This is a genomic window from Shewanella avicenniae, assembly GCF_017354945.1.
GTDB classification, from domain to species: Bacteria; Pseudomonadota; Gammaproteobacteria; order Enterobacterales; family Shewanellaceae; genus Shewanella; species Shewanella avicenniae.
In genome coordinates this window covers 291,655-315,107 of sequence record NZ_CP071503.1, presented here as the reverse complement: position 1 = coordinate 315,107, position 23,453 = coordinate 291,655, and the positions used below count along the sequence as shown (strand labels likewise).

The 23,453-nt window shown below is 52.0% G+C and carries 23 protein-coding genes; all 23 read left to right on the top strand.

All coding sequences use genetic code 11. The features are described from left to right. Nucleotides 1-150: 150 nt before the first annotated feature. The 23 genes from gmk to JYB87_RS01280 all read left to right on the top strand — a co-directional run bounded on the left by gmk (nt 151) and on the right by JYB87_RS01280 (nt 23,447). Nucleotides 151-774: a guanylate kinase gene (gmk, locus tag JYB87_RS01390; RefSeq protein WP_207355146.1), complete on the top strand. Its 624-nt coding sequence runs from the start codon at nt 151-153 to the stop codon at nt 772-774. A gap of 58 nt (nt 775-832) precedes the next feature. After that, entirely contained in the window at nt 833-1,120 is a 288-nt protein-coding gene (rpoZ, locus tag JYB87_RS01385) for a DNA-directed RNA polymerase subunit omega (protein WP_207355145.1), read from the top strand. 27 nt (nt 1,121-1,147) lie between these two features. Further along, a complete protein-coding gene (spoT, locus tag JYB87_RS01380; RefSeq protein WP_207355144.1) occupies nt 1,148-3,256 on the top strand; it encodes a bifunctional GTP diphosphokinase/guanosine-3',5'-bis pyrophosphate 3'-pyrophosphohydrolase in 2,109 nt (702 codons plus the stop codon). 20 nt (nt 3,257-3,276) lie between these two features. Continuing rightward, nucleotides 3,277-3,660 carry a RidA family protein gene (locus JYB87_RS01375; RefSeq protein ID WP_207355143.1) on the top strand — a complete coding sequence of 128 codons (384 nt, stop codon included), beginning with the start codon at nt 3,277-3,279 and terminating at the stop codon, nt 3,658-3,660. A 255-nt stretch (nt 3,661-3,915) separates the two neighbouring features. Continuing rightward, complete coding sequence (locus JYB87_RS01370; RefSeq protein WP_207355142.1) at nt 3,916-5,574, top strand: AMP-binding protein; 1,659 nt, start codon at nt 3,916-3,918, stop codon at nt 5,572-5,574. 141 nt (nt 5,575-5,715) lie between these two features. Then, complete coding sequence (locus tag JYB87_RS01365) at nt 5,716-6,648, top strand: calcium/sodium antiporter (protein ID WP_207355141.1); 933 nt, start codon at nt 5,716-5,718, stop codon at nt 6,646-6,648. A 108-nt stretch (nt 6,649-6,756) separates the two neighbouring features. After that, on the top strand, nt 6,757-8,832 hold the full coding sequence (gene recG, locus JYB87_RS01360; RefSeq protein ID WP_207355140.1) for an ATP-dependent DNA helicase RecG: 2,076 nt from the start codon (nt 6,757-6,759) through the stop codon (nt 8,830-8,832). 188 nt (nt 8,833-9,020) lie between these two features. Beyond that, on the top strand, nt 9,021-9,899 hold the full coding sequence (locus JYB87_RS01355) for a DUF3014 domain-containing protein (RefSeq protein ID WP_207355139.1): 879 nt from the start codon (nt 9,021-9,023) through the stop codon (nt 9,897-9,899). Nucleotides 9,900-10,122: 223 nt separating this feature from the next. Beyond that, nucleotides 10,123-10,857 carry a beta-ketoacyl synthase chain length factor gene (locus tag JYB87_RS01350; RefSeq protein WP_207355138.1) on the top strand — a complete coding sequence of 245 codons (735 nt, stop codon included), beginning with the start codon at nt 10,123-10,125 and terminating at the stop codon, nt 10,855-10,857. Further along, complete coding sequence (locus JYB87_RS01345) at nt 10,850-11,629, top strand: lysophospholipid acyltransferase family protein (protein WP_228729923.1); 780 nt, start codon at nt 10,850-10,852, stop codon at nt 11,627-11,629. The genes JYB87_RS01350 and JYB87_RS01345 overlap by 8 nt, the downstream gene beginning before the upstream one ends. After that, nucleotides 11,616-11,870 (top strand): phosphopantetheine-binding protein, encoded by a 255-nt coding sequence (locus JYB87_RS01340; protein ID WP_207355136.1) that lies wholly within the window; start codon nt 11,616-11,618, stop codon nt 11,868-11,870. The genes JYB87_RS01345 and JYB87_RS01340 overlap by 14 nt, the downstream gene beginning before the upstream one ends. A gap of 8 nt (nt 11,871-11,878) precedes the next feature. Beyond that, the gene (locus JYB87_RS01335) at nt 11,879-12,127 is read left to right on the top strand and encodes an acyl carrier protein (protein ID WP_207356567.1); all 249 of its coding nucleotides are present in this window, start codon (nt 11,879-11,881) and stop codon (nt 12,125-12,127) included. After that, nucleotides 12,127-12,675: a COG4648 family protein gene (locus tag JYB87_RS01330; protein ID WP_207355135.1), complete on the top strand. Its 549-nt coding sequence runs from the start codon at nt 12,127-12,129 to the stop codon at nt 12,673-12,675. Before JYB87_RS01335 ends, JYB87_RS01330 begins: the two co-directional genes overlap by 1 nt. Before the next feature lie 9 nt (nt 12,676-12,684). After that, a complete protein-coding gene (locus JYB87_RS01325; RefSeq protein ID WP_207355134.1) occupies nt 12,685-14,058 on the top strand; it encodes an AMP-binding protein in 1,374 nt (457 codons plus the stop codon). Further along, on the top strand, nt 14,051-14,413 hold the full coding sequence (locus JYB87_RS01320) for a 3-hydroxyacyl-ACP dehydratase FabZ family protein (protein ID WP_207355133.1): 363 nt from the start codon (nt 14,051-14,053) through the stop codon (nt 14,411-14,413). The genes JYB87_RS01325 and JYB87_RS01320 overlap by 8 nt, the downstream gene beginning before the upstream one ends. Further along, entirely contained in the window at nt 14,410-16,113 is a 1,704-nt protein-coding gene (locus JYB87_RS01315; protein ID WP_207355132.1) for a glycosyltransferase family 2 protein, read from the top strand. The genes JYB87_RS01320 and JYB87_RS01315 overlap by 4 nt, the downstream gene beginning before the upstream one ends. Beyond that, entirely contained in the window at nt 16,110-17,654 is a 1,545-nt protein-coding gene (locus JYB87_RS01310; protein ID WP_207355131.1) for an HAL/PAL/TAL family ammonia-lyase, read from the top strand. The genes JYB87_RS01315 and JYB87_RS01310 overlap by 4 nt, the downstream gene beginning before the upstream one ends. Continuing rightward, nucleotides 17,651-18,076, top strand: coding sequence for an acyl-CoA thioesterase (locus tag JYB87_RS01305; protein WP_207355130.1), 426 nt, complete (start codon nt 17,651-17,653; stop codon nt 18,074-18,076). The genes JYB87_RS01310 and JYB87_RS01305 overlap by 4 nt, the downstream gene beginning before the upstream one ends. Then, nucleotides 18,073-18,849: an outer membrane lipoprotein carrier protein LolA gene (locus JYB87_RS01300; protein ID WP_207355129.1), complete on the top strand. Its 777-nt coding sequence runs from the start codon at nt 18,073-18,075 to the stop codon at nt 18,847-18,849. The genes JYB87_RS01305 and JYB87_RS01300 overlap by 4 nt, the downstream gene beginning before the upstream one ends. Further along, nucleotides 18,849-21,176: an MMPL family transporter gene (locus tag JYB87_RS01295; RefSeq protein WP_207355128.1), complete on the top strand. Its 2,328-nt coding sequence runs from the start codon at nt 18,849-18,851 to the stop codon at nt 21,174-21,176. Before JYB87_RS01300 ends, JYB87_RS01295 begins: the two co-directional genes overlap by 1 nt. Next, nucleotides 21,176-21,754, top strand: coding sequence for a DUF3261 domain-containing protein (locus JYB87_RS01290; protein WP_207355127.1), 579 nt, complete (start codon nt 21,176-21,178; stop codon nt 21,752-21,754). Before JYB87_RS01295 ends, JYB87_RS01290 begins: the two co-directional genes overlap by 1 nt. 21 nt (nt 21,755-21,775) lie before the next feature. Then, entirely contained in the window at nt 21,776-22,978 is a 1,203-nt protein-coding gene (locus JYB87_RS01285; RefSeq protein ID WP_407695827.1) for a beta-ketoacyl-[acyl-carrier-protein] synthase family protein, read from the top strand. Then, on the top strand, nt 22,971-23,447 hold the full coding sequence (locus JYB87_RS01280) for an ApeP family dehydratase (RefSeq protein ID WP_207355126.1): 477 nt from the start codon (nt 22,971-22,973) through the stop codon (nt 23,445-23,447). Before JYB87_RS01285 ends, JYB87_RS01280 begins: the two co-directional genes overlap by 8 nt. Nucleotides 23,448-23,453: the final 6 nt, after the last annotated feature.

The window sequence follows — 23,453 nt, the reverse complement described above, 5'->3', positions numbered from 1 at the left end:
GTAACTCTGCTTCGCTTGAAAATCTGGGCAAGCCTAACGAATTTACGTGCAATTGTCAGCGGTACTGGCGCACTATTGCGCAGCGCACTATAATATCGCCCCTATTTTTCGCTCTGGCCATTGCTGGCCGCTGACGCAGACTGAGTAACTATGAGTAGTCGTGGAAACCTGTTTATTGTCTCCGCTCCAAGTGGCGCGGGAAAATCTTCGCTGATCTCGGCACTGCTGGGCGATAAGCCTGCGGATATGCAGGTATCGGTCTCTCATACCACTCGCCAACCTCGTCCGGGCGAAGTTAACGGCCAACATTACCACTTTGTCGCCGTGGAAGAATTCAAACAGTTGATTGCTGACGAAGCCTTTTTTGAATGGGCCGAAGTATTTGGCAACTACTATGGCACCTCGCGCCGCGTGATTGAACAGACGCTGGCACAAGGGATTGATGTGTTTTTGGATATCGACTGGCAAGGCGCCCAGCAGATTAAACAGCAGATGCCAGAAGCCATTGGCATCTTTATCCTGCCACCATCGCGTGACGAGCTACAACGCCGTTTGACTGGCCGTGGTCAGGACAGCGCCGAAGTAATTGCTGCCCGAATGGATAAGGCGGTATCCGAGATGTCACATTACAATGAATATGATTTCGTGATCGTTAACGACGATTTCGAAATCGCGTTAACTGATCTGCGGGCAATAATCCGCAGTCAACGACTCACACAAGCTAGTCAAACAATCACCCACAGTGATATGCTTAAGGGTCTATTGGCAGAGTGACAGTCATCGTGTACACTTTTGCGTCATTTTTTCACCGAACACATTGGAGTTCCAACACATGGCTCGCGTAACTGTAGAAGACGCCGTTAAACAGATCGGCAACCGTTTTGACATGATCATGGTTGCAGCACGTCGCGCACGTCAGATCGCTGTTCAAGGCAAAGATCCGCTTGTTGAAGAAGAAAATGACAAGCCAACAGTGATCGCACTGCGTGAAATCGAACTGGGTCTGGTTAACGCTCAGACTTTAGAAGCTGATGAGCGCCAAAGCGTTCGTGAGCGTGAAGCTGCTGAAATCGCAGCGGTTGCGGCAATCGCTGAAGGCCACAACTCTTCTTCTCTATAAGGTTCACGATATCGGGAGTAGTACCACTTGTATCTGTTTGAAGGTCTGAGAGAAGCCGCTACCGCCTATTTAGCGCCGGAACAGGTTGAATTACTCAAGCAGGCCTATCAGGTGGCGCGTGATGCCCATGAAGGGCAGATGCGTACGAGTGGTGAACCCTATATCACCCATCCGGTAGCTGTAGCACACATACTTGCCGATATGCGTCTCGATCATGAGACGCTGATGGCAGCGCTGCTGCACGACACCATTGAAGATACCCATGTTACCCAAGAAGACCTTGCCAACCTGTTTGGCGAATCAGTGGCCTTGTTGGTGGAAGGGGTATCTAAGCTCGATAAAATTAAGTTTCGCGATAAGAAAGAAGCGCAAGCAGAAAACTTTCGCAAAATGATGCTGGCCATGACGCAAGATATTCGCGTCATTTTGATCAAGCTGGCTGACCGCACCCATAACATGCGTACCCTTGGCGCTTTGCGTCCAGATAAACGTCGCCGGATTGCCCGTGAGACACTGGAAATTTACGCACCGATTGCCAACCGTCTTGGTATTCACAATATCAAAACTGAGCTGGAAGACTTAGGTTTTCAAGCCTATTACCCCATGCGTTATCGCGTCCTCAAAGAGGTAGTGCGCACCGCCAGTGGTAATCGCAAAGAAGTTATTCAAAGCATTGAAAACGGCATCCGCAGTCGCTTAGAAGAAACCAAAGTGGCGTGCCGAGTTACTGGGCGCGAGAAAAACCTGTTTTCCATCTACAACAAGATGCGTCAGAAAGACGTGAAGTTTGAAGATGTGCTGGATATCTACGCGTTTCGCATCATAGTGGACAGCATAGATACTTGTTATCGCGTGCTCGGTATCATGCACGGTTTGTATAAGCCGCGGCCACTGCGGTTTAAAGATTATATTGCCATTCCCAAAGCCAACGGCTATCAGTCACTGCATACATCTTTGATTGGGCCGCGCGGCGTGCCTGTTGAAGTGCAAATCCGTACCGAAGATATGGATCAAATGGCGGATAAAGGGGTGGCAGCACACTGGATGTATAAAAACGGTGAAGCCTCAGGTAGCACCACCACCCAAGTGCGTGCCCGTAAGTGGATGCAAAGCTTGCTGGAGCTGCAACAAAGCGCCTCGTCATCATTTGAATTTGTGGAAAGCGTTAAAACCGAGCTATTCCCGCATGAAATATACGTGTTCACGCCTGATGGCCGTATTCTTGAATTGCCCGTGGGCGCAACACCGGTCGACTTTGCTTATGAAGTGCATACCGATGTCGGCAATACCTGCGTGGGAGCAAGGGTAAATCGTCAAGCGTATCCACTGAGTCAACCGCTAATTTCTGGCCAAACCGTTGAGATCATCACTGCTAAAGGCGCTAAGCCGAATGCCGCTTGGCTTAACTTTGTGGTTACCGGTAAAGCACGCGGCAAAATCCGCCAAGTGCTTAAGTTCCTCAAGCAGGATGAAGCGGTCGCACTGGGCAGACGCTTGCTCAACCATGCATTAGGCGACACCAAACTGGAAAGCTTTACCGAAGAGCAGATTGCTCGCGTGGTGAAAGATACCAAGCATGAGACCTTTGATGGCCTGCTGGCAGATATCGGACTCGGCAATGCCATGGGCTTGTTAATTGCGCAGCGTTTAAAAGGCGAAAACCTCGATCCTAAGCGTAACAGCGATGATGACAGCAAACTGATGCCAATTCGCGGTGCCGAAGGCATGTTGGTCACCTTTGGTAACTGCTGTCGCCCGATCCCCGGTGATGCGGTCGTCGCCTATGTCAGCCCTGGTAAAGGCTTGGTGGTGCATATGGAAAACTGCGCCAACATTCGTGGTTACCAAGCAGAGCCCGATAAATATATTCCGGTGCAATGGGATACTGTTGAAGGCGCGGAATACCAAGCCAACATTCGCATCGAGATTGTGAACCATCAAGGGGTATTGGCTAAAGTCACCAGCATCATTGCAGCTGAAGGCTCCAACATTTCCAATATCAGTACAGAAGAACGCGATGGCCGTGTCTATCTGATCCATTTGCGGATTTCAGTAAGCGACCGTGTACATCTGGCTAATGTGATGCGTCGCATTCGGGTATTGCCTGAAGTGCTGCGCATCTCTCGAAACAGGTAATAACAAGGAAATCGTGCGTTATGGCAGACAAAAAAATTATCGTCACTGACAAAGCCCCCGCCGCTATCGGTACCTACTCACAAGCGGTGCAAGTTGGCTCAACCTTGTACCTCTCTGGTCAAATCCCATTAGTGCCCGCCACTATGGAAGTCGCCGGGGAAGACTTTGAAACCCAAGTGGTGCAAGTGTTTGAAAACCTCAAAGCGGTGTGTGAAGCTGCCGGTGGTTCGCTGGCCGACATCGTGAAGTTAAATATCTTCATGACCGACTTGGCCAACTTTGCCAAAGTGAACGAAGTGATGGGCCGCTACTTCAGCCAACCATATCCAGCCCGCGCAGCGATTGGCGTTAAGCAATTGCCAAAAGATGTTCAGGTTGAAATGGATGCGATTGCCGCACTGTAAGCTGCACGCGATGCAATAAAGAATGGGCACTTCGGTGTCCATTTTTGTTTTTATCCAGCCCCAAACCCACCGCTTTATCTCTTCCAAGCTGAACAAACCACGATAAATATTTGCAGCCTAAGCGCTGGGCTTCCATACTTGGTGAAGAACTTTTGTTGATTAAAAACAGAACGTTCTTGGCGGATAGCATGCTGTGGGGGAATGCTGTCAGTCAGCTAACTTCTCTCAATAACAATTTAAAAAAGGGGCTCGCCTATGGCATCTAGTTACCGCAGTCCGGTCGATATGTTGAGTCAATGGGCATCTACTCAAGGTAATGAGATCTACCTCCGCCAGCCGGTTCGAGGTCAATACAAAGACTACACCTTTCAACAGGTGTATAGCGCAGTGCAGCAGATTGCTGGGGCATTACGCCATCTCGGTTACAATGCCGGCGATAAAATCGCGCTGCTATCAAAAAACTGCGCCGAATGGTTTATCACAGATTTAGCGCTGATGTACGGCGGTTACATCAGTGTGCCCATCTACCCAACGGCGAATTCCGACACCATTCGCTACGTGCTGGAACACAGTGGCGCGAAAGCGATTTTTGTTGGCAAGTTAGATCATTGGCCCGACCAAGAGCCCGGTGTCGGCGGCGATATTCTGCGCTTAGCGATGCCGTACGAGACCATGCCCGCGCAATATCAATGGCTGCAACTGCTGAATCTTGGCGCGCCACTGAAAGAGGTCGAATCGCCCAGAGAAGATCAGGTCATGACGCTGATCTACACCTCAGGCTCAACCGGCAAGCCGAAAGGCGCGGTGCAAACCTTTGGTGCTTATAGCTGGACTTGCAAGGCGGTGGTGCGCGATCTCAAAGCCGACCACAATGACCGGCTGATCTCCTATTTGCCACTGGCACATATCACCGAACGGGTCGCGATTGAAGGCTCGTCGTTCTACGCCGGTTGCCCCGTCGCCTTTGTTGAAAGTCTCGAAACCTTTGTAGTCGATGTGCAGCGGATGCGGCCAACGGTATTTTTCTCGGTGCCGCGACTGTGGACACTATTCCAGAAAAACATTATTGAGAAAGTCGGTAGCTACAAAAAGCTGCAAACCTTACTCAAAATCCCACTGCTGGGTTGGCTGGTCAAACGCAAAATCCATCAAGGTTTGGGCTTGGATAAAGTACGGCTGCTCGGTTCAGGTTCGGCACCGATCCCGCCTTCGTTGGTGGAGTGGTATCACAGCATCGGCCTCGATATTTGTGAAGCTTGGGGCATGACCGAAAACTGTGCCTATTCGATCATCAACCATCCATTTGATGCCAGTAAAATCGGAACTGTGGGTAAACCAATCCTCGGTTGCCAAATCAAGCAAACACCCGAGGGTGAACTGCTGGTGAAAAGCCCGGGCTTGATGCGGGAATACTATCAAGCCCCCGAAGCCACCGCCGCTGCGTTTGATGCTGAAGGCTACTTTAAAACCGGCGATTTGTGCGAGGTGGATAGCGATGGCTGCGTCAGCATTACTGGCCGCGTGAAAGACAACTTTAAAACCGCGAAAGGTAAATATGTGGCGCCAGTACCGATTGAGCGCAAGTTAGCACAAGATCCTCATGTTGAACTGATTTGCGTCATAGGTTCGGGGCTACCGCATCCGGTTGCCTTAGTGCAGTTGGCCGAAGGCGCTGCATTGCAAGCCAGAGAGGAAGTTAGAACATCACTCAAAGAGACCCTCGACAGTATTAACCCGAATCTTGAATCTCATGAAGCGGTCGATGCCATTGTGGTAGTAACAGCGCCGTGGACCATCGAAAATGATGCGTTAACCCCGACCCTTAAAATCAAACGCCACGTGCTCGAAAAACGCTACGCCAGCAAAGTTGAAGGTGTACGCGGTGCCAAAGTCGTTTGGGAAGATGAGCTCTAATCCCGCATAAAAGATCCCAGCTAAAACTGGGATCTTTCTGACACAATATGTCACAATAGCGCACTTTAACCAGCTACTGCTCGCCAATGGGTGCAGTGCAGTAGATCCCATTCAAGCCTGATAAGACTTGCGGAAGCTGTTATGACATTCATTATTTTGGCCATTCTCGGCGGCTTTGTGATTTTAACTGCAGGTGCCGAATTACTTGTCCGCGGTGCCAGTGCAATCGCCTTAAAGCTTGGCGTAACCCCACTGGTCATCGGTCTCACCATTGTTGCCTTTGGCACCAGTGCGCCAGAGTTAGCGGTAAGCGTAAAATCGGCGCTCTCGGGCAATTCTGGGATTGCCCTAGGGAATGTGATTGGCTCTAACATCGCCAACATCGGCCTGATTTTGGCGCTCACCGCAATCATTCGCCCTATTGGCGTGCAATCTCAAACCGTAAAACGTGATATCCCACTGATGATTGGCTCGTCAGTGCTGCTATTGCTGCTGCTTATTGATGGCGGCTTGGGGTGGATTGATGGCGTGGTGCTGTTCGCCTTGCTGCTGGCATTCTTGTGGCATAGCTACCGTATCTCTAGTGATGAAGATGCTGAAGAGATTGAAGCAGGTCCAAGCAACCCTTGGTTATCGGGTCTGCTGATTGTGGCGGGGATCGGCTGCTTAGTTGGCGGTGGAGTGCTGTTTGTAGATGGCGCAGTTGAAATGGCGCGCGCATTTGGCATAAGCGAAGCCGTAATCGGCCTGACCATTATTGCAATTGGCACCAGCATGCCGGAGCTAGTGACTTCTGTGGTCGCAGCGCTTAAAGGTCAAAGCGATATCGCCATTGGGAATGTCGTGGGTTCAAATATCTTCAATATTCTTTGTATTTTAGGTGTAACCGCATTGGTGCATCCAGTTGCGGCTAGCGGTTTTAGCCTCTTGGATTTTGCCGTCATGCTAATTTTGGCCATCTTGGTGCTGCCTTTTGCGATGAGCAATATGCGCATCGGCCGCAAAGAGGGCTGCGCATTGCTGGCTGGCTATATCGGCTACATGGCTTACCTCGTCACACACGCGGCGGCTTAACAGCCAATTTTCGCTAAGGCTTTGACGGTGGTTGAAAAATGCACCATTGTCAAAGCCGCTCGGTCTGCTACTATATGTATAAATCCACAGTAATTCGGTAATCAGACCTTGCAACGGCTGGATCAACTTCCCATCAACCAACTGACCGGCGTCGCTGCCAAAATGGCAGAAAAGCTGAACAAGTTGGGGATTCATTCAGTACAGGATCTGCTGTTCCACCTACCGCTGCGCTACGAAGACCGCACCCGCATCTATCCGATTGCGGAACTCAATTTAGGCGATTACGGCACCATTGAAGCTGAGATTCAATCAACCCAAATCATCAATGGTCGCAAACGTATGTTGGTGTGCAATGTGCGTGATGCAACTGGCACGCTCACCTTACGTTTTTTCAATTTCTCCGCTGCACAGCGCAACAGCATGCAGCAGGGGTTGCAGATCCGCGCTTATGGTGAAATCCGCCGCGGCAGTCAGCATGCAGAGATCATCCATCCCGAGTACAAAATCTTAAAGGCAGATGAGCCAGCCAAATTGACCGATTCGTTGACACCGGTTTATCCGACTACCGAAGGGCTTAGACAAGCCAGCTGGATGAAGTTGACCGAACAAGCGCTGAAACTATTGCAAGAAGGTGCGCTCACCGAACTGTTGCCGCCGGCGTTGCGCCCGAATCAACTGAGTTTGGCGCAAGCAATTCGCATCATGCATCGACCTCCGGCGAGCATCGACCAGTTTGAATTACTGCAAGGCACTCACCCTGCCCAGCAACGGCTGGTGCAAGAGGAACTGCTGGCACATAACCTCAGCATGTTAAAGCTGCGGCAACGTAGTGAACGCGATAAAGCAGTGAGCCTTAAATCTACTGGGCAACTGCTGACGCCATTTTTAGCCTCGCTGCCGTTTAGCCCAACTGGTGCACAGCAGCGGGTTGTGGCCGATATTGGCCAAGATATAAGCCAACCGCATCCGATGATGCGCTTGGTGCAAGGTGATGTAGGCTCAGGAAAAACCTTGGTGGCGGCAATGGCCGCCTTGCAAGCGATTGAAAATGGCTATCAAGTAGCGATGATGGCGCCAACGGAGCTACTGGCCGAGCAGCACGCGTTGAATTTCAGCAACTGGTTTACCCCGCTCGGGCTTAAAGTGGGTTGGCTTGCTGGCAAGCTCAAAGGCAAAGCGCGAGAACAATCACTCGAAGATATTCGTGAAGGCCGTGCCCAAATGGTGATTGGTACTCACGCAATTTTTCAAGAGCAAGTGCAGTTTCACCGGCTGGCGTTAATTATCATCGACGAGCAACACAGATTCGGGGTCCATCAACGTTTAGGGCTACGTGAGAAAGGCATTCAGCAAGGTTTTTATCCGCATCAGTTGATCATGACCGCAACGCCAATCCCACGCACTTTAGCCATGACTGCTTACGCAGACCTCGATACCTCGATCATTGACGAACTGCCGCCCGGGCGCACCCCAGTCACCACAGTCGCCATCGCCAATTCGCGCCGGCAGGATATTATCGATCGGGTGCGTTCAGCCGCTTTAGAAGATGGCCGCCAAGCCTATTGGGTGTGCACCTTGATTGACGAATCAGAAGTGCTGCAATGCCAAGCCGCGGAAGATACCTATCAAGAGCTGAGCGAAGCCTTGCCCGAATTAAACATTGGCTTGGTGCACGGCCGTATGAAAAGTGCCGACAAACAAGCGGTGATGGAACGCTTTAAAAAAGGTGAGCTGAATCTGCTGGTCGCCACCACTGTGATTGAAGTGGGCGTAGATGTGCCCAACGCCAGTTTGATGATTATCGAAAACCCTGAACGACTCGGCCTTGCTCAATTGCACCAACTGCGGGGTCGGGTTGGTCGTGGCGCTGTTGCCAGCCATTGCGTGTTGCTTTACCAAGCGCCGCTGTCCAAAACAGCCACGAAACGGCTTGGGGTACTGCGCGAAAGCAACGATGGTTTTGTTATCGCTCAACAAGATTTGGAGATCCGCGGCCCAGGTGAAGTGTTAGGTACAAGGCAAACCGGCTTGGCCGATATGAAAGTGGCCGATTTGGTACGCGACCAAGCCCTGATCCCCCATATTCAAAAACTGGCGCTACATGTGATGCAGCAGGTACCCGAAAATGTCGATGCCATCATTGAGCGCTGGTTGGGAGATAGGCAACAATATGTGCAGGCATAGTCCGTCGCAACACGTCAAGTTTGTTCAGGCATGGTTAAATATCAAACAACCATAATCGACCAAGCAAGCTCCCAGATCAGAAATAAATATGGGCTATGGGCCGCAGGCCGCTAGACAACAAAATCAATATTTGCAGAATGGAAGCTTCGTGTCACACGAGGCTTATTGCGTTTAATTAAAGGATATATATGCAAGTCAACGAAGAAGACAGAATTGCACCGCAAGCTCAGTCTAATAGCCCAGCCAATACTGGTTGGGTTGTCACCGTGGTGCTGTTAATTGCTGTTGGCGCTGGCTACTATTTCTGGAGTAGCGACGATACCGAACCTGAGCCACACGCACGTACTGAAGTGGCATTGCCGGAACCGGCCCCCGCGCAACCTTTGGTGACCGAAGCCAATGTGCCAGAGCCCGAAGTGACACCTGCGCCAACGCCTGAAGCGACACCTGTCGAGGCACCTGTTGCTGAAGCCCCTAAGGCCGAACCATTGCCGGTACTCAACGAAAGCGACAGCTATGTGCATGATAAAGTGATTGAAATCGCCAACGGTATGGCAATCAATGCGCTGCTGAACGACAGCGACATGGTGCGCCAATTTGTGGTGTTTGTGGATAACATCGCTCAAGGCCAATTAGCCCGCAAAACAAGCCCGTTAAAAGCGCCTGAACAAAGCTTTAGCGTTACCGACATCACCAATAAAACCTATCTTAATCCAGATAGTTACCATCGCTATGATGTCTATGCCGAATTCCTCAGCAAGTTGGATGATAAGCAACTGCTCACTACCTACAAACGCTTGTCACCACTGCTTGAACAAGCTTTTGCTGAACTTGGCTATCCCGATATGAGCTTCGACGCCCGCTTGCGAGAAGCAATGCAGGAGTTGTTGGCCACCCCCGTGATTGAGCAGCCGATTGAGCTTTATACCATCAGCGTCAATTATCAGTTTGTTGATCCCAAGTTAGAAGCGCTACCAAGCGCGCAAAAACTGTTGATCCGCATGGGGCCAGACAACACCCGCAAGGTCAAAAAAGTGCTGCGTCGACTGCTAGAAACGATGAATTGATAACAGGTTAATCGCTCATTCAAATCGATTGTCCATTTTGTTAACGGTCACACGCGCCGTTAACAAAATGGCTTCAAACCGCCTTGCCAACCATTGTAGAATAACCCTTCTGAACCGTGCAGCCATTGGGAGCTGACACTCACTGAGCGTAAATATCAGTGACAACATCGTAAGAGATGTTAATTTTTGTCCTCATGGATGATGTTAAGCGACGAGGTTAGCAGTGCTGTTACAGTTCAATATTGTATCTTGGAGTGCTTGGTCACCCGCCTATCCACAGCGTGAAAATTGGCAACACTGGCAAAAAGCGAGTGAGACCGAATCGCTCGATGCCAGCGCGCCAGCACTCACTCAAGTACCCGCCATGCAGCGCCGTCGTTATAGTCGACTCAGCAAAATGATGTTGCATGTCGCATTTGACACTCAAGCCCCGGCACAATGTCGCTCAGTGTTCGCTTCGCGTCATGGCGAACTCAACCGCACCATAGGGTTACTCGAAGATATCATCGCTCAACAGCCGCTTTCACCCACGGCTTTTAGTCAATCCGTGCACAATACAGCCAGTGGCCTATTCGGCATTGTCTGCGGTAACCAACAAGCCTCCACCTCGATTGCCGCTGGCCGTGAAACTCTCGCTCAAGCGATGGTCGAAGCTTACAGCCAACTCGCAACCAAGGATGCGCCGTTACTGTTAGTTTATGGCGACGACCCAGTACCCCCCATCTATGACCAATATACCGATGAGCTGGAATATCCATTGGCGTTGGCGCTGTTACTCAGCCCACGAGCCACAGCAGACTCGGTAGCACTGACGATTGAAACTACACCGACAGCCGGCGCTGATCTACCACGACTCTGTTATGGCCAACTGCTTCAGGCGCTCGCCGATCAACAATCGATTCAAGGACAAATCGGCTTGCAGCATTGGCAGCTATCAGCCGGAGCAACGCATGGTTAGCCTTTATCCATTGCGCTGGTTAGCAGGAATTGCCTGTTATATCGCCTTTGGCGTGGGCGGACTGTTAAGTTCAGTCACTGTGCTGCCACTGCTCAAATACTGGCCTGGCACGCCAGAACAGCGGATTAAGCGGGTACAAAAAGCGGTACATGTGATGTTTCGCGGTTTTGTAAAAATGCTTACCGCGGCCAAAGTGGTCAAGGTTAGTGCTCGCTGCCGCGAACAACTACGCAATGCTGAGAGCATGGTGGTGATCGCTAATCACCCGACATTGATTGATGTGGTTGTGCTTATCAGCCTGATGCCAAACGCAGGCTGCATCGTCAAACAGGGGCTTTGGCGTAATCCGTTTATGCGCGGCGTGCTATCCGCTGCTGGCTATATTCCTAATCGCGCGGCAGAGCTATTGCTCCAAGACTGCCAACAGGTGCTACAACGCGGCACCAATTTAGTGATTTTCCCTGAGGGGACGCGCACACAAAAAGGCACAGTAATTAATGACTTTGCCCGCGGTGCTGCTAATATCGCCCTACGCTGCGCTGCGCCCGTGTTACCCGTGGTGCTAAAAGTGCACAATGCAGGGTTAACCAAGCAAGATCCGTGGTACGCCATTCCACACCGCACCATTGAGATGCAGGTGCTGACCGGCGCGCCGGTAACTGCCGCTGGCTTAACAGATGATGACACACACGCTAAGCAGGCGCGGCAACTTACGCGCGATCTTGAATTTTATTACCGACAACAACTAAATGAACACTATGAGCTTACATAACGAAATTAAGCAGTTGATTATCGATAGTCTCGACCTCGAGGATGTGACGGTTGAAGACATCGAAACTGACGCACCCCTGTTTGGTGAAGGCCTTGGGTTGGACTCTATCGACGCCCTTGAATTGGGGTTGGCGATTAAAAAGCAGTTTGACGTCAAGCTGGAAGCCAACTCCGCTGCGACCCGCGACTATTTTTACAGCGTGGCCAGTTTAGCCAAGTTTATTGAATCACAACGTGCGTGAGAGACATGATGCAAAATCGTGAACAGATACTGCAGATGCTGAGTCGTATTCTGCAAGACGAATTTGAAATTGATGCCGACGATATTAGCGAAGAAGCGTCCTTGTACCAAGATCTGGATCTAGACAGCATCGACGCGGTCGACTTGGTGATCAAGTTGCAGCAGATTACCGGCAAAAAGATCCAACCAGAAGCCTTTAAGAGCGTGCGTACGGTTGGCGATGTCGTCAACGCCATCGAGCAATTGGTTCAGGAATAATGGCCGCTATACTGCAAACGCTGACCATAGTCGTACTGCTGGGTTATCCGTTTGCAGTGTATTTTGGCTTGCAGTATCTGCCAGCCAATAGTGTCGCCATGCTGTTAGCCGCCTTACTGTTACTGCGGTTAATGCTGCAAAAACAACAGGTGAAGGCGCTGATTGCACCTATCGTGCTCGGCTTAGCACTAACGCTTGGCAGCGCTATCGCCAAACAGCAAGATTGGCTGCTGTTTTATCCGCTGGTGATCAACGGTGCCATGCTGGTGCTGTTTGGCGGTTCGTTGTGGCGCACGCCTTGTATGGTCGAGCGGTTGGCGCGTATCACTGAACCCGATTTGCCCGACAGCGCCCGCCCCTATTTATGCAAGGTGACCCTGCTGTGGTGCGGTTTATTTGTGCTCAATGGCGCTGCAGCGCTGTACACTGCGTTATGGAGCAGCATTGAGACTTGGACACTTTACAATGGCTTAATTGCTTATCTGCTGATAGGTACATTGGCCGGCGGCGAATGGTTGTACCGCCACTTTTACCTGAAAAGTTCGTAAGAGACGGTTATGACACAGTTATTGAAAACATGGTTGGCGCAAGGCCCAACGCCGCAACAGCTGATCAGCTTTAACCACCATGACATAGTGACCGGCGCCCTGTTTACCAATCAGGTGGATGCCGTGTACCAAAAACTGCAGCAATCACCCGCTAAACGTTGGTTACTGGCCAGCGATTCAAGTAATCTGTTTGCGGTTGGTCTCTGTGCCGCATTGATTGCCGGAAAGCAGATCATCCTGCCAGCCAACACTCAACCGGGCAGTATCAGCCAACTTAGTGCCGAGTTTGATGGCGTGCTAGCTGAGCAACCTTTGAGTGATCACGGCGAATACCTGCCGCTACGCAAACAGCTGAGCACAGGTAATCGCCCCTGGCCGCAACTTGCTGAAGGCCAGCAATTTGGTGAGCTGTTGCTATTTACCTCAGGCTCAAGCGGCCAACCTAAGGCAGTACGCAAAACGCTACGCCAGCTCGATGCCGAAGTTACGGTACTGGAAAACACCTTTGCCAAACACTTGCCACATTGCAGTGTAGTAGCCACGGTCACCCACCAGCACATCTATGGCCTGCTGTTTAAAATTCTATGGCCATTAGCGGCTAGTCGGCCATTTTTGAGTGACCTCGTCGAATATCCTGAAACGCTGGGATATTACATGGCGCTATTTCCCAAGCTGTGTTTGATCAGCAGCCCAGCGCAGTTAACTCGATTACCCAAGGCGCTTAATTTTGAGCGGCAACATCAAGTACCCAGCCTTATTTTCAGCTCCGGCGGCCCTCTGCCGTTAGAAGCGGCGCTTGGCATTCGCCAAGTGTTTGCCAGCTTGCCGATTGAAGTCTACGGCAGCACCGAAACCGGCGGCATTGCTTATCGGCGCCAGCACAGTGCAGAAACGGCGTGGAAGGCCTTTGCTCCTATGCGAATCGCTCGTGATGATAGCGATGGCGCACTGTTGCTGAACTCACCGTATCTGGTGGATGATGCGCAGCTACGCTGCGATGACAGCATTACCTTGCTCGGTGATGGCTTATTTCGCCTAGAAGGTCGGCTCGACCGCGTGGTAAAAATCGAAGAGAAGCGCTTATCGCTGGTGCAAATGGAAGCCTTACTCAACGCGCATCCGTGGGTGGCACAAAGCAGTCTTATCCTACTTGATGGCCAACGCCAACAGTTAGGCGCTGTGGTGGAACTGTCGGATGTTGGTCATGCCGAACTGCTGCACAATGGTAAACTTCATATTAACAACACGCTTAAAAGTCATCTCCTTAGCCAATTTGAGCGTGTGACTTTGCCGCGGCGCTGGCGTTATCCCGAGCGACTGCCGCAAGACCCACAAGGAAAGATTCGTCTGCAAGAGATGCTGCAGCTGTTTGATAATGACTAAACCACCACTTCCGACAGTAATTGAACATCACAGCGAACCGAGCTGCGCCACTTGGCTGATGCAGATCGACGCCGAACATCCTGCTTTTGCCGGTCACTTTCCTGAGCACCCCATTGTGCCCGGCGTGGTGCAGCTGGATTGGGCGGTCAGCTTAGGCTGTGCTCATTTTGGCTATTCCGCTGCTGTAGCCCAAATTGAAGTGCTGAAGTTTCAGCAACTTATTTTGCCTAACACCCAGTTTACCCTCACCATCAACCATGATGCAGCCAAGCGCAAACTGCTGTTTAGCGTCACCGCTGGTGAACGCCGCTTTGCATCGGGGCGCATCCTCTTGAGTGAGGGAGCCAACGGATGAAGTTAGCGCTGGTCATCCCCAACTACAACCATACCCACTACATCGCCGCAACCCTAGAAGCGTTGGCGCCGTTGGGCTTGCACTGTTTTCTGATTGATGATGGCTCCAACGACAGCACCCGCTACTTGCTGACCGAGTTAGCGCAGCAACATACGTGGGTGACCTTGATTACCCATCCCTATAATCGCGGCAAAGGTGCGGCTGTATTGACCGGTTTAAACGCCGCATGGCAGGCAGGCTTCAGCCATGCGCTGCAAGTGGATGCTGACGGCCAGCATAACTTGGCAGATATTCCGTTGATGATGGAACAAGCTGAGCAGCAGCCACACGCGTTAATCAGTGGCCTACCGCAATACGATGAGTCGATTCCCAAAGCGCGCCTATATGGCCGCTATATCACTCACTTTTGGGTGTGGATTGAAACCCTCAGCCTGCAGATCCAAGATTCGATGTGCGGCTTTCGTATCTATCCGTTAGCCGCCTGTCATGTGCTGATGCAAAGTGGTGAAACCATAGGTGAACGTATGGATTTCGACACCGAAATCATGGTGCGGTTGTTTTGGCGCGGAGTGCCCACCGTGCATCTGCCAACAAAAGTCATCTACCCCGATAACGGCGTCAGCCACTTTCGCGGCGTTGCCGACAACTGGCTGATCAGCAAAATGCATACACGGCTGTTTTTCGGCATGTTATGGCGCAAGTTAACCGGTCAGCGTTTTGCGCGCGCCGCCAAAGCCAGCAGCAATCAGCAGCATTGGTCAAGCATCAGCGAACGCGGCAGCTTGCTCGGGCTAAAGATTTTGCTCGGCTGCTACCGTCTTGGCGGACATTGGTTGGCACGACTGATCATGTACCCTGTGATTGGCTATTTCTTTATTAGTGGTAAACATGCACGCCAGGCCTCCATGGATTTTTTGCGCCGGGTAAAACAGTTGCGGCCGCAACATCCACAGCTAATCCAACAACTCAGTTGGCGCGATGGTCTGAAACACTTCATCAGTTTTGGTAACGCAGCGCTGGATCGGGTTGATGCGTGGTGTGACCGCATTACCCTGAGCCAAGTGGATTTTCCGGGTAAAGACCAACTTGCAGCCCAACTTGAGCGCGGCCGTGGCGCGGTGTTGTTAGTGTCTCATATTGGCAACATTGAGCTGTGCCGCGCCATCTCCATCCATCAACGCCAGATCAAGGTGAACGTGATGGTGATGAGTGATAACAGCGCTAATTTCAATAAGCTGATCAAGCAGCTTAACCCCGATAGCCAACTCGATCTGCTGCAAGTGTCGGAGTTAAACCCGGCGACCGCCATGTTGCTGCAGCAAAAGATAGACAACGGCGAACTGGTGGTGATTGCCGCCGATCGCACTTCGCGCCACAGCATTGGCCGTGTGCAATATCAACCATTTTTAGGCCAACCTGCCGCCTTTCCTGAAGGGCCATTTATTCTGGCAGGTTTGTTAGATTGCCCTGTGTATACCCTGTTTTGTATTCGCGAACATGGCCGCTATATCGTTGAAGTACAGCCGTTTGATACGCCATTAGCCGGGCCTCGCGCTGAACGTGCAGCAAGGTTACAGCAAGCCAGTCGCGTTTATGCTGAACGTTTAGAGCAAATGGCGCTGCGCGCGCCACTGCAATGGTTTAATTTTTATGACTTTTGGCGCCAAGACAGTGCGCTTAGCCGTGAGGAAGATGCATGAGCCGTGTTGCTGACCCGATTATTGTTGGCCAACAACCACTAACCATTGCCCAAGTGGCGGCGGTTGCCGCCGGTGCGCAGGTGCAGCTCAATGATGCGCCCGACTACATCGCCAGCATTGAGCGGGGCGCCCAATTTATTGATAGCCTGCTTGCTGAAGAGGGGGTGGTCTATGGTGTTACCACCGGCTATGGCGACTCCTGCACCGTTGCGGTGAATGAAGCCTTAGTCGCAGAGCTGCCGCTGCATCTGACCCGCTTTCATGGCTGCGGTATGGGGCAATACCTAACTGAGCAGCAAGCACGCGCCGTGATGGTGTGCCGCTTAAATTCGCTGGCATTGGGGAAATCTGGGGTCAGTTATCGCTTATTGCAACGCCTTGCGGAACTGCTTAATCGCAACATAGTGCCACTCATTCCCGAAGAGGGTTCGGTGGGTGCCAGTGGCGATCTCACCCCGCTGTCTTACCTTGCAGCAGTACTGCAAGGCGAACGACAAGTGCTGTTTAATGGCGAACAACAAGATGCTGCGACCGTGTTTCAGCAGTTAGATATCACACCATTAGTGCTACGCCCGAAAGAGGGATTAGCGCTGATGAACGGCACTGCGGTCATGACCGCACTGGCCTGCTTGGCCTTTCAACGGGCGGATTATTTAGCGCGCCTTTGTGCCCGCATTACCGCGCTGGCGTCGATTACGTTGCAAGGCAACAGCCATCATTTTGATGAAATCCTGTTTAATGCCAAACCGCATCCGGGGCAGATGCAAGTGGCCAAATGGATCCGCGACGACCTGCAACACCATACCCATCCGCGCAACAGTGAGCGCTTGCAGGATCGATATTCGATTCGCTGCGCACCGCACATCATCGGGGTTCTGGTGGATGCTCAGCCGTTTATGCGGCAGTTTATTGAAATCGAATTAAACAGCGCCAACGACAATCCGATTGTCGATGCTGAAGGTGAGCATATTCTGCATGGCGGCCATTTTTACGGTGGTCATATCGCCTTTGTGATGGATTCGCTGAAAAACGCGGTGGCGAACTTGGCTGATCTATTGGATCGGCAGATGGCGTTAATGATGGACCCTAAATTCAACCACGGGCTGCCGGCCAATCTATCGGGCAGCGAAGGGCCTCGACGAGTGATTAACCACGGCTTTAAAGCGGTGCAAATCGGTTGTTCTGCATGGACCGCCGAAGCGCTAAAACTGACCATGCCCGCCAGCGTGTTCTCACGCTCAACGGAATGCCACAACCAAGATAAAGTGAGCATGGGCACCATTGCTGCACGGGATGCACTGCGCGTGCTCACTCTGACCGAGCAAGTCGCCAGCGCCGCTTTGTTAGCCGTGAGCCAAGGGGTGCGATTGCGAGTACGGCAACAACAGTTGAGTTACGAGAGTTTGAGCCCGGCGCTTAACAGTCTACTCACCCAGTTAGCCGAACAACTGCCGCTCGTCGACGAAGACCGACCGTTAGAGCAGACACTGCGTGATACATTGGCCAAAATCCAACAAGCGGTATGGGAGGTACCTCAGTGAAAGCCATATTGCAGGTAGCAGTTGAAATGGAAGTGCCCTTTTTTGATGTCGACTCAATGGGGATCACTTGGCATGGCAATTATCTCAAATATTTTGAAGTCGCCCGCTGTAAGCTGTTGGAACAGATCAATTATGGCTACCGGCAGATGCAAGCGTCTGGCTATATGTGGCCGATTGTCGATACCCAAGTCAAATATGTAAAACCGACTACCTTTGAGCAAAAAATTCGCGTCGAAGCCAGCTTGGTCGAGTGGGAAAATCGACTAAAAATCCAATACCAGATTTTTGATTGCGCCAGCGGCGAACGCACCACCAAAGGCTACAGCATTCAGGCGGCGGTCGACATGCAAAGCAAAGAGCTGTGTTTTGAAACTCCAGCGGCATTTCGTGAGCGGTTACAGCCTTACTTGGAGGCGCAATGAGTCGCTGCAGTAGGGCAAACTCAGTAGTGCGCCAGTGGTTGGTTGAACGAACCACGCGACTGCTGCATCTCGGTGCAATGACATACCTGCTAACGGGCATGCTCAGCGCATTGCTGTTCAATATGGCAGTTGCCGACGACAGCCCTCTCATTCGCACCAACGCAGACGACTTTCAAGCGCTGTTTAGCGCACCCGCCACTCAAAATGAACTGAGCCAATTGATGCAATCGCTCGCACTTGGCAACGCCAGTCGCGGTGAATTTCAACAAACTCGCTGGCTCAAGGTGCTCAAACGCCCGCTGCAAAGCCAAGGCAAGTTCGTGTTTTCCGCTGCACAAGGTTTGTATTGGCAGCAGCTCAAACCATTTGCTACCACGCTGATATTGCAGCAAAACTCGCTGACCCAAATCGACAGTCAGGGCAACCGCAGCCAACAAGCCACCAGTGCAGCACCCGCAGAATTGAGTCAGTTAATGCCGCAATTGATGCGTGCCTTGCTCAGTGCGGACATCGACTTTCTGCAGCAGCATTTTAGCCTGCATTTGCAACACCCTAGCGACCAGAGCCATTGGCAGTTGGGGCTCGTCGCGCAAGATCCCCAACTTATGGCCTTGCTGCCACACATAGTACTGTCAGGTGACAGCGAGTTACGGCGGATTCTGCTGCTAGGGCAGCAACAAGACGTCAGTGAAATCGCACTGTTCAACGTGCAACAAGGTACGCTGACGACAGCAGAACAAGCGCTGTTTCCCCCTGTTGGAGCGCAGAATTAATGCTGCGGCTGCGGCTGAGTTTTGCACTTTGGCTGATGCTGCTCAGCAGTATCAGCGCCGTGGGTATTTGGCAATGGCAGCAAGGCGCACGCATTGAAACAGATATTCTGGCGATGCTGCCCACTATCAGCCAAGACCCGCTTATCAAACGTGCTCAAGAGCGGGTTGAACAGCAGTTTGCCAATCGCATCTACCTCGCCTTGGTCGCGGACAATCAAACTGCCGCGGTAAATGCCGCCAAACCAGTGCTGGCCGCGCTCAAACAAAGCGCCGCGTTTGACAACGTCAGCAGTGCGCCGCAACAGTTGCAATCGCTGGCCAGTTTCTATTTTCCCTATCGCATGCAGTTGTTGACCGCAGAGCAGCAGCAACTATTGCAACAACAGGATGTTGATCAGTTAGTTGCTAAGGCGCAGCAGCAACTGTTTAACCCGTTTGGCGCGGCTAATAGCGCGCTGCTGGCGAATGACCCACTGTTGCTATTCCCCGACTGGTTGCACTCGTTGGCGGCTGGACAGCAATACCAGCAACAAGACGGCATTTTGCTGCGACCAACCACGACCGGTGTGGCGGCCATTATCAGCGCTCAAGGCGTTGGTTCAGCGTTTAATCCAGCGGCGCAGCAGCAACAGCTGCAGGCGTTAAACCATGCCTTAGCCACAGTATTGCCTGACATCACCGTGCTCAAGGCGGGCGCGTTGTTTCATGCGGCAGCAGCCACCGAGACCGCAACCCAAGAGATCAGTTGGATTGGCGGTATTTCCCTGCTCGGCGTGGTGCTGTTAGTGTTGTGGTGTTTTCGCTCGCTGATGCCACTGTCGATTGCGTTGCTAACCTTAGCCAGCAGCTTTGTGGTGGCCACCGCGGTAACCCTCAGCGTCTTCCACCAGCTACATCTGCTTACGCTGGTGTTTGGCACCAGCTTGGTCGGCATCGCCATCGACTACAGTTTTCACTTCTATTGCGAACGGCTGCAACATGCCAAAGATGATGGCGACACAGGAACAAATTCAGCACAGCGCAGTTTAACGCAGATCATGCCGACCTTGAGTTTGGCGTTGTTGAGCAGCGTGATTGCCTATGTGGCGCTGGCGTTCACGCCATTTCCGGGCATGCGCCAAGTGGCACTGTTTTGCGCCTCGGGTCTGATTTTTACTTGGCTGACACTGCTGCTGGCCTATCCGCTACTGGCCAATCAACCACTTGCCGCACACAGTCAGGCGTTAGCTTGGGCGCAGCGTTTAAGTCAGCAACTGCTGCAACGCCGACTACCATTGCAACTGTTGGCAATCATCGCCGTGGTGCTTGTCGCTGGCAATTTACGCTTAGTCAGCAACGACGATGTGCGCCAATTGCAGCAAAGCCCAGCCAGTGTCATCGAGCCAGAGCAGCAATTACGTCAGCTGTTAAGTGGTGGCACCGACAATCAGTTTTTATTGGTCAGTGGCGATACGCCAGAACAACTGCTGCAAAAGTTGGAGCGGTTAAGTAGCCAACTGCAGCAACTGGTTCAGCAGCAACAACTGGGCAGCTTTGTGTCGCTGTCGCGGTTTGTGCCGAGTGCGCAAACCCAACAGCTGCAACATCAACTGCAAGGGCAAATCTATCTGCAGCTGCCGCAAATCCTGCCGCAGTTGGACTTGGATGACAGCCTTGCAAATGCTTTGCTGCAGCAATATCGCACCAATCCAACCCTCACCATTGACGCGTGGCGCGCGACTGAAGCTGCGAAGCAAAGCGGTTTGGCGCAGTTATGGTTAGATAATCAACCCAGCTATGCGGCAATTGTGCTCTTGGGCGGGATTCAACATCTGCCTGCGCTGACTCAATTAGCAGCGCAGGATTCACAGCTGCAACTGGTGGATAAAGTCGCCGATATCTCCCGTACCATGGCACATTTCCGCGTATTGACCTTAGTGCTATTGGCCGCCACCTTAGCCGTTGCCGCACTGTTATTTATCGGGCGTTATGGCACAGCCCAAGGTGTTAAAATTGCATTAGTGCCGATATTGGCGGCGCTAATGACCTTGGGCAGCTTAGGCTGGCTCGGGGCAGAGTTGACCTTGTTCCACAGCTTGGCGCTGATCCTCGTATTTGGGATTGGTGTGGATTACAGCTTGTTTTTTGCTAACGCCAAGCAGCAAACCGCGGCAGTCTTGTTAGCCGTATTGCTGTCGGCGATCTCAACGCTGCTCGCATTTGGGCTGCTCGGGTTCAGCCAAACCCATGCCATCGCCGCCTTTGGCCAAACCTTGACCCTCGGAATTTTGTTTACCTTAGTGCTCGCACTGCAATTAGCTCTGCCGCACTCGGCTAAGGAGTCATGATGCATCGTTGGTTATTGATGTTCGCCTTCACCCTACTGGCAGGTTGCCAACAACTGCGACATGCACCGGCCAGCTGTGTGTCATTAACCGCTGAAGTATCACAATGTTTGGCGCCACTGCCGTGGCAGCAGTCCAACGCCTTGCCGCCGGATGACCTCGTGCAATTAGTGCGCTTTAACCGAGCCGAAAGCCAGCAAGAGCTGACGGTATCACTTAGTTTTACAACGCAAGCAATGACGGTTGTAGGATTGGCACCGCTGGGGCAAGCCCTGTTTAGCTTAACCTTTGACGGCCATAGCTTGAGCAGCGAGCAGAGTATGTTGCTCGGTAATCAGTTTCGTGCCGATTATCTCTTGGCAATGCTGCAGTTGGTCTATTGGCCAACTGAACTGTTGCAGGCATCGATTAACGGCGCTGAATTAACCGAAGTTCCCTGTGGCCAAAGCCAGTGTCGGCAGCTGCACCGAGATGGTAAACTCATCGCTCTAGTGACCTATCAGCAAGCAGATCATTGGCACAGTGAAGCGGTATTGCAATTACCAGCTGCCAACATCATGCTGACCATTACTCCCCTTTAGTGTGGGCTAACAAGAATAGACATGACGGATATGACCATTGCGATTACCCATGCCGGATTCTGTACGCCACTAGGCATAGAACCGCACACTATTTTGCAGGCGCTCCTCGGCGGTGACACCTCTCATATGGTGCAGCGTGACCATTTGCTGTTCGGGCGCAGTGCGTTAGTCGGCGAAGTCAGCGCCGAACTGCCCGCATTTCCCGATGGTTTCGCCCAATACGACTGCCGTAATAATGCTCTGATGCTCAAGGCATTAGCCGCAATAGCCAGTGCTGTTGAGACCGCAAAACAGCGTTACGGTACAGCGCGGATTGGGGTGGTGATTGGCACCAGCACCTCGGGCATCGCCAAAGGTGAGCAGGCGCTGAAATATCATCGTCAACATGGCCAGTTTCCTGATGATTACCACTATGTGCAGCAAGAACTGGGCAGCAGTGCGCTGTTTTTACGCGATTATTTGCAGTTAACCGGACCAGCTTACACGGTATCTACCGCTTGCTCTTCCAGCGCTAAAGTGTTTGCCAGTGGTCAACGTCTGCTCAATAGCGGCCTGTGCGATATGGTGATTGTGGGCGGCGTCGATAGTTTGAGCCAGCTGACGCTGAACGGCTTTGATGCCTTAGAGTCCATCGCCGATCAACGCTGTAACCCTTTCAGTCTGCATCGTTGCGGCATCAATATTGGTGAAGGTGCGGTACTGTTTACCCTTGAGCGTGGCACCGGCCCAGTAATGTTAGCGGGCTGCGGAGAATCTGCCGACGCACACCATATCTCAGCGCCACATCCGCAGGGCGATGGTGCCGTCAACGCCATGCAGCAAGCACTGACCCAAGCGGGGTTAGCTGCAAATCAGATTGATTATGTGAATCTGCACGGCACAGCGACCCAACAAAATGACACGATGGAATCTCGGGCGATGCTGCGCGTTTTTGGCGGCACACTGCCGCCATGCAGCTCAACCAAACCGCTTACTGGCCATACCCTTGGTGCCGCGGGCGCATTGGAAGCGGGATTTTGCTGGTTGCTGTTATCGGAATTTAACCACAGCAACGGCTTACCACTGCATTGTTGGGATGCTGAGTTCGATCCCGAGCTGCCCGCATTACCATTGGTGAGCCAGGATTATCAGCCCAAGCCGCTGCAGCATCTTATGAGTAACTCTTTTGCCTTTGGCGGCAGTAATGCCAGCCTGATCTTTAGTCGTGGTTTATCACATGAATAACAATTACACGGCGCGTAACATTTGCGATTTTATTCCGCATCGGCCGCCGATGGTGCTGATCGATCGCATTGAGCAGTACCGCGCTGACTTTTTAATTGCCAGCGTCGAAATCAGCGAGCAAACGCCCTTTGTCGATAGCGCCAGTAGGCATGTACCGAATTATGTCGGTATTGAATATATGGCGCAAACAGTGGCAGCCTTGGCGGGCATTGAAGCTGAGCAACGAGGTGAGCCTATCCGCACGGGCTTTCTGCTTGGCACTCGTAAGCTGAGTTTTTCACAGGCTGGCTATAACTTAGGGCAACGCTACCACATTAGCGTGCAACGGCTGTATCAAGAGGATTCCGGTCTCGCGGTATTTGATTGCAGCATTCATGATGCCCAGCAACAGCTGATTGCCAGCGCCAACGTTAATGTATTTCAACCTCAGCAAACCGATGCCTATTTGGCCGGTGAGCTGTCGCTTTAATCTGGA